4 protein-coding genes are annotated in these 5,439 nt (G+C 69.8%); all 4 read left to right on the top strand.

From position 1 onward, the window contains the following. Positions 1-71 precede the first annotated feature (71 nt). The 4 genes from RSO01_RS45815 to RSO01_RS45800 all read left to right on the top strand — a co-directional run bounded on the left by RSO01_RS45815 (position 72) and on the right by RSO01_RS45800 (position 5,414). Complete coding sequence (locus RSO01_RS45815; RefSeq protein ID WP_170303888.1) at positions 72-1,976, top strand: uroporphyrinogen-III synthase; 1,905 nt, start codon at positions 72-74, stop codon at positions 1,974-1,976. A 4-nt stretch (positions 1,977-1,980) separates the two neighbouring features. Next, complete coding sequence (locus RSO01_RS45810; RefSeq protein WP_147157304.1) at positions 1,981-3,339, top strand: heme biosynthesis protein HemY; 1,359 nt, start codon at positions 1,981-1,983, stop codon at positions 3,337-3,339. 15 nt (positions 3,340-3,354) lie between these two features. Continuing rightward, positions 3,355-4,371, top strand: a complete 1,017-nt coding sequence (locus tag RSO01_RS45805; RefSeq protein ID WP_147157303.1) for a methionine synthase — start codon at positions 3,355-3,357, stop codon at positions 4,369-4,371. Between the two features lie 323 nt (positions 4,372-4,694). Next, complete coding sequence (locus RSO01_RS45800) at positions 4,695-5,414, top strand: hypothetical protein (RefSeq protein WP_147157302.1); 720 nt, start codon at positions 4,695-4,697, stop codon at positions 5,412-5,414. Positions 5,415-5,439 lie beyond the last annotated feature (25 nt).

Below are 5,439 nucleotides of genomic sequence, written 5' to 3'. Positions count from 1 at the left end.
GAGCGCGCAGGATGCGCGCGGTCCGGAAGAGCATGATTGCATCAACCTCAGGTGCCCGCTACGGAGAGCCCATGCGCGTGCTGATCATCCGGCCGGAACGCGAGGCGACGACGCTGGCCGCGGCGCTTGCCGAGCGTGGCCACACGCCGGTGATCGCGCCGTTGTTCCGGCTGGAGTTCCTGCATCCGCCGGCGGAGTTCTCCGCCGCGCTCGCCGCCTGCCAGGCGGTGCTGCTGACCAGCGCCAACGGCGCCCGCGCGCTGGCCGAAGCGAGCGAGCAGCGCGGCCGGGCGATCCTGGCGGTGGGCGACACCACGGCCAGCACCGCCGAAGGGCTGGGCTTCAGCGCCGTCACCTCGGCGGCGGGCGATGGCGAGGCGCTGGCCGAGCTGGCGCGCCAGCGGCTCAATCCCAAGGATGGCCCCTTGCTGCACGTATCGGGCCGCGAGGTTGCGGCCGATCTCGGCGCACTGCTGCAGCCGGCCGGCTTCGAGGTGAACCGCTTCGTGCTCTACGACGCGCGCGAGGAGACCGTCTTGCCGGACTCGGCGCGTGCCGCCCTCGAGGCGCGCGCGCTCGATGTCGTCACCTTCTTCTCGCCGCGCGCGGCGTCGGTGTTCACCAGCATGGTCGAGGATGCGGGCCTCACCGGCAACCTGCGCGGCGTCACCGCCGTCGCCATCAGCCCGGCTGCGTTAGCGCCGGCGGCGGGCCTGCCATTCAAGGCGGTGGTGACGGCAAAGCGACCCAGCCGGCAGGCCGTGCTCGACGAGATCGACCGACTGGCCGAAGCCCCTGTACAAGGACAGGCGACCATGAGCGACACCTCCATCGCCCCCGACGACCCGGCCAACCCGCCGCCTGCCCAACCGATCATCGTGCGGCGCGGCCTGGGCGTGGTCAGCGCCTTCGTGGTCGGCGTGCTGGCCGCGGTGATCGTGCTGGCCGCCGCCTTGATCTCGCTGCCCTTCTGGCCGCAACCGGCCCGCGACCTGTGGCGTGGCCAGGCTGCCGCGCCGACGCCGCCGACATCCGGCATCGACCTGCAGGCGGTGCGGGCCGACGCCACCACCGTCGCCAATGCCGCCGTCGATGGGGCACGCAAGGAGCTGACGGCGCGACTGGACGATCTCGAGAAGCGCCTGCGCGCTGTCTCGGCGACGGCGGCCGAGCGGCCAGCGGCCTCCGCCGGTCATGATCCCTCGATCGCCGACTTGAAGAGCCGCGTCGAAGCGCTGGAGCAACGCCCCGCCGCCAGCGGCGCGGCGCCGACCCCGGCGCCGAGCAACGTCGAGGCCGAAAAAGAGATCGCCGTGCTGACGCGCGAGATCGCGGCGCTCCGCGCCACGCTCGGCGCGCTCGACCAGGCCGTCGCCAGCCAACGCGACCAGGCAAAGGCATTGAGCGACGCCGTCGGCGCGCGAAACAGCGGCGAGCAGAAGGCGATGACGGCGGCGCGGGCCTCGATGGTCATCGGCCTGGCAGCGCGGCTCGCGGGCTCGATCGATGCCGGCGTGCCGTTTGCGCCCGAGCTCAATCTTCTGCAGCCGCTGGCGCAGGGCGACGCCAAGCTCGGCGAGATCGTCACGGCGCTGCAGCCTTATGCACAGACCGGCGTGGCCTCGCGCGCCGCACTCGACGAAGCGTTCCCAGCCGTCGCCAAGGCTGCCCTGGCCGAGGACGTGGCCGACGATTCCTACGGCGAGCGCCTCATGGGGAAGCTGCGCGGCCTGGTCTCGCTGCGCCGCGTCGGCGACGTGCCGGGTGACACCACGGAAGCCAAGCTGGCGCGCGCCGAGCAGGCGCTGCATGCCGGCGACATCGCCAAGGCGGTCGAGCTGGTGAAGTCGCTGCCGCCACAGACCAACAAGGCGACGACGGCCTGGCTCGCCAAGGCCGACGCCCATCTCGCCGCCAAGCGCAGCCTCGACCAGCTCGCTGGTTACGCCGTCAACCTGCTAGGGGCGGCGCGCTGATCCGATGACCACGCTGCGCGTCCTGATCTGGTTCGCTGTCGCCGCCGTGACGATGCTTGGCGCGGTGTGGCTGGCCGAGCGGCCGGGCACGGTCACCGCCGAATGGCACGGCTGGCGGCTCGACAGCAGCGTCGGCGTGCTGCTGGTGGCGCTGATCGTCCTGATCGGGCTCTGCATCGGCGGCTGGCTGCTCTATCGCTGGATCGTCGGCGCGCCGTTCGCCCTGCTCGAAGGCTGGGGCGAGAGCCGCAAGAAGCGCGGCTATCGCGCGCTGACGCAGGGCCTGGCTGCGGTCGCCGCCGGCGACGGCGCCGAGGCGCAGAAATACGCCAAGAAGGCCGAGCAGCTTCTCGCCGAGCCGCCGATCACGCTGCTGCTGTCGGCGCAGGCTGCCCAGCTGGCGGGCGACCGCGACGGCGCCAACCGTGCCTTCACCGCTATGCTGGAGGACGAGCACACCGCTTTCCTCGGCCTGCGCGGCCTGATCGGCCAGGCCTTGCGCGAGGGCGACCAGGCCAAGGCGCTGGCCTATGCCGAGCGCGCCTTCCGCTTGAAGCCGCAGACGCCGTGGGTGGTGCATTCGCTGTTCGACATGCAGGCGCAGACCGGCCAGTGGAAGGCGGCACAGGAGACGTTGGAGACCGGCCAGCGCCGCAAGGTCGTGACGGCCGACAAGGGCCGGACGCTGAAGGCGCTGCTGCTGGTCGAGCGCAGCCGCGCCGCCGAGCGCGACGGCAATGCCGCCGATGCGCTGACGCTGGCTCGCGAGGCCTTCGCCCTGGCACCCGAGCGCATCGCCGTCACCCAGCACTTCGCCGGACTGCAGATCAAGGCAGGCGACGGCAAGCGCGCGCAGAAGACGCTGGAGCGAGGATGGGCATTGGCGCCGCATCCCGATCTCGCCATGCTTTATCTCGAAGCGTCGGGCGAGAACGATCCGCTGAAGCGCATCGGCGTCATCCGCCGGCTGGTGGCGCACAACGAGAACGACATCGAAAGCCAGCTGGCGCTGGCCCAGGCCTCGCTCGAGGCGAACCTGTGGGGCGAGGCGCGGCGGCATCTCGAGATCGCCGGTGGCACCAGCCCGCCGGTACGCGTCTGCCGCCTGATGGCCGAGGTCGAGGAGCGGTCGGGAGCCGAGCAGGCCAAGGTGCACGATTGGCTCGCCCGCGCCGCCGATGCGCCGGCCGACCGTGCCTGGCGCTGCGGCGCCTGCGCCGCCCAGCACGAGACCTGGCGCTCGGTGTGCGAGAGCTGCGGCGCCTTCGGTACCTTGCAGTGGCGTGCGCCCGGAACGTTCGGCCATGTACTGCCGCCGGAGACGCGAGCGGAGCTGGAGTTCGCCGGCAACGACAAAAAATAAAGGGAAGGAAACGCGATGTTCGAGACGACGCTGGCAGGAAGCCTGCCGAAACCCTCGTGGCTCGCCACGCCCAACGTCTTGTGGGCGCCCTGGACGCTCACCGGCGCGCCGCTCCTGGAAGCCAAGGACGACGCGACGGCCCTTGCCGTCCGCCGCCAGGAAGAAGCCGGGTTGGACATCGTGAGCGACGGCGAGCAGGCACGGCAGCACTTCGTGCACGGCTTCCTGGCCGAGGTCGACGGCGTCGACTTCGACAAGAAGGTGCGCATGGGCATCCGCAACAATCGCTACGACGCTGATTGCCCGACGGTCACGTCGGCGCTCAGGCGGCGCAAGTTCGTGCACGAGCGCGAGGCGCGCGTCGCCCGCGCCGCGACCAGCCGCAAGCTCAAGTTCACCCTGCCCGGGCCGATGACCTTGATCGACACGCTGGCCGACGGCTTCTATGGCGACCGGGTGAAGATGGCCTTCGCTTTCGCCGAGTTGCTGAACCAGGAGGCCAAGGACCTCGAGAAGCTGGGCGTCGACGTCGTGCAGTTCGACGAGCCCGCCTTCAACGTCTATCTCGATGAGACCATCGAGTGGGGCGTGCCGGCGCTGGAGAAGGCGGCGGAGGGGCTCAAGTGCACGACGGCGGTGCACATCTGCTACGGCTACGGCATCGAAGCCAACATCAAGTGGAAGGAGACGCTGGGCGAGAGCTGGCGTCAGTACGAGAAGACCTTTCCCGCGCTCGACCGCAGCACGATCCAGCAGGTCTCGCTAGAATGCCGCGAGAGCCACGTACCGCCCGAGCTGATGAAGCTTCTGCCCAACAAGACCGTGCTGGTCGGCGCGATCGACGTCGCCTCCGACAAGGTCGAGACGCCCGAGGAAGTGGCGGCGACGCTGAAGCTTGCGACCAGGTACGTCGATCCCGAGCGCATCCAGGCCTGCACCAACTGCGGCATGGCGCCGATGACCCTGGCGACGGCGTACGGCAAGCTGCGCGCGCTGGCCGAGGGCGCCGCGCTTGCCCGTAAGACACTGTAAGTCTTGCCGGACCGCGGACCTCTGCCTCCGCCGAAGCGAAGCCGCTTCGGCTTCGCGCAGGCAGGTCTAGGTCCGCTCTTAGCTGTCGTCCTGAGCGAAGCGAAGGACCTCATCGCCGCTCGCAACCGGCATGAGATCCTTCGCTACGCTCAGGATGACAGAGGCGGGCCTGGAGGCCCGCGGTCCGGCAAGAAACCTTCGGTCTGGCAGAAGGCAGTCACTTCGCTCGCACTGAAACGACTTCTGCACCAATTGAAACACTGCGCCGATAGCGCGCGGCGGAGGGAGCCATACACTTCCATGGCCCGCAGAGGAGCCATCGCATGGCCGCGCTGTCCGCCTTCATCTTCTGGTGTCGCCACCAAGGCACGTTCTGGCTGATGACGTTGCCGATCGCCGGACTGGCGGCCGCCGTGGCCTACGTGCTCGACACCCGTCGCGAGTTCGTCGACTGGCAAAACTACTGGGGCTGGGATTTTCTGTTCGCGATGATCTACGCCATGTTCCTCGACCGCTGGATCAAGGAGGCGCTGCTCGAGGACGCGCTGCCGTGCGATGAGGTCCACGAGCTGCGCCGCTCGACCATCGCCGTGCGCTTCCTGACCCTTGCCGCCGCCCTCTGCCTGTTCGCGATCATGATGGTGCCCTGCCCCTATATCGAGCTGAACGCCGTGGCCTGCGCCGCGGCCGCGTCGGTGTTCGTGATGCTGCTGCCGTCGCTTGCCGCCCACAGACCGCTCTCGCTGCACGAGGCCTTCATGCTGGGACGGCCGGTGCAGGCGCATCTCTTCCTGCTGATCGGCGGAGCGATCCTGGTGTCGCTGATGACCGGGCTCGGGCTCAGCCTGGTGGCGATGCTGCTGCCGGCCAAGCCTTGGGTCGTGGCGATGATCGCCGGCCTGCAGCGCGTGGTCGACTGCCTGCTGCTGGCGGCCGTGGGCTATGGGCTGGCCAGGATCTTCCGCAGTCTGACCGATTGGCAGCAGCCGGAGCCGGCCGATCATCCGTTCCCCGGCATGCGGCTGCGCACTCGGAAGGCGTAGGGAGCGCGTCTTCTCATCGGAGCGC

It is taken from the genome of Reyranella soli, assembly GCF_007992495.1.
In the GTDB taxonomy this organism is placed as follows: domain Bacteria; phylum Pseudomonadota; class Alphaproteobacteria; order Reyranellales; family Reyranellaceae; genus Reyranella; species Reyranella soli.
Note: the sequence above shows the minus strand (reverse complement) of the source record. Positions and strands in the feature narration are given on the sequence as shown.

Bases quoted from the DNA above. Each gene is read 5' to 3' on its own strand.
- RSO01_RS45815 (WP_170303888.1), top strand. From the start codon at position 72: ATGCGCGTGCTGATCATCCGGCCGGAACGCGAGGCGACGACGCTGGCC.
- RSO01_RS45810 (WP_147157304.1), top strand. From the start codon at position 1,981: ATGACCACGCTGCGCGTCCTGATCTGGTTCGCTGTCGCCGCCGTGACG.
- RSO01_RS45805 (WP_147157303.1), top strand. From the start codon at position 3,355: ATGTTCGAGACGACGCTGGCAGGAAGCCTGCCGAAACCCTCGTGGCTC.
- RSO01_RS45800 (WP_147157302.1), top strand. From the start codon at position 4,695: ATGGCCGCGCTGTCCGCCTTCATCTTCTGGTGTCGCCACCAAGGCACG.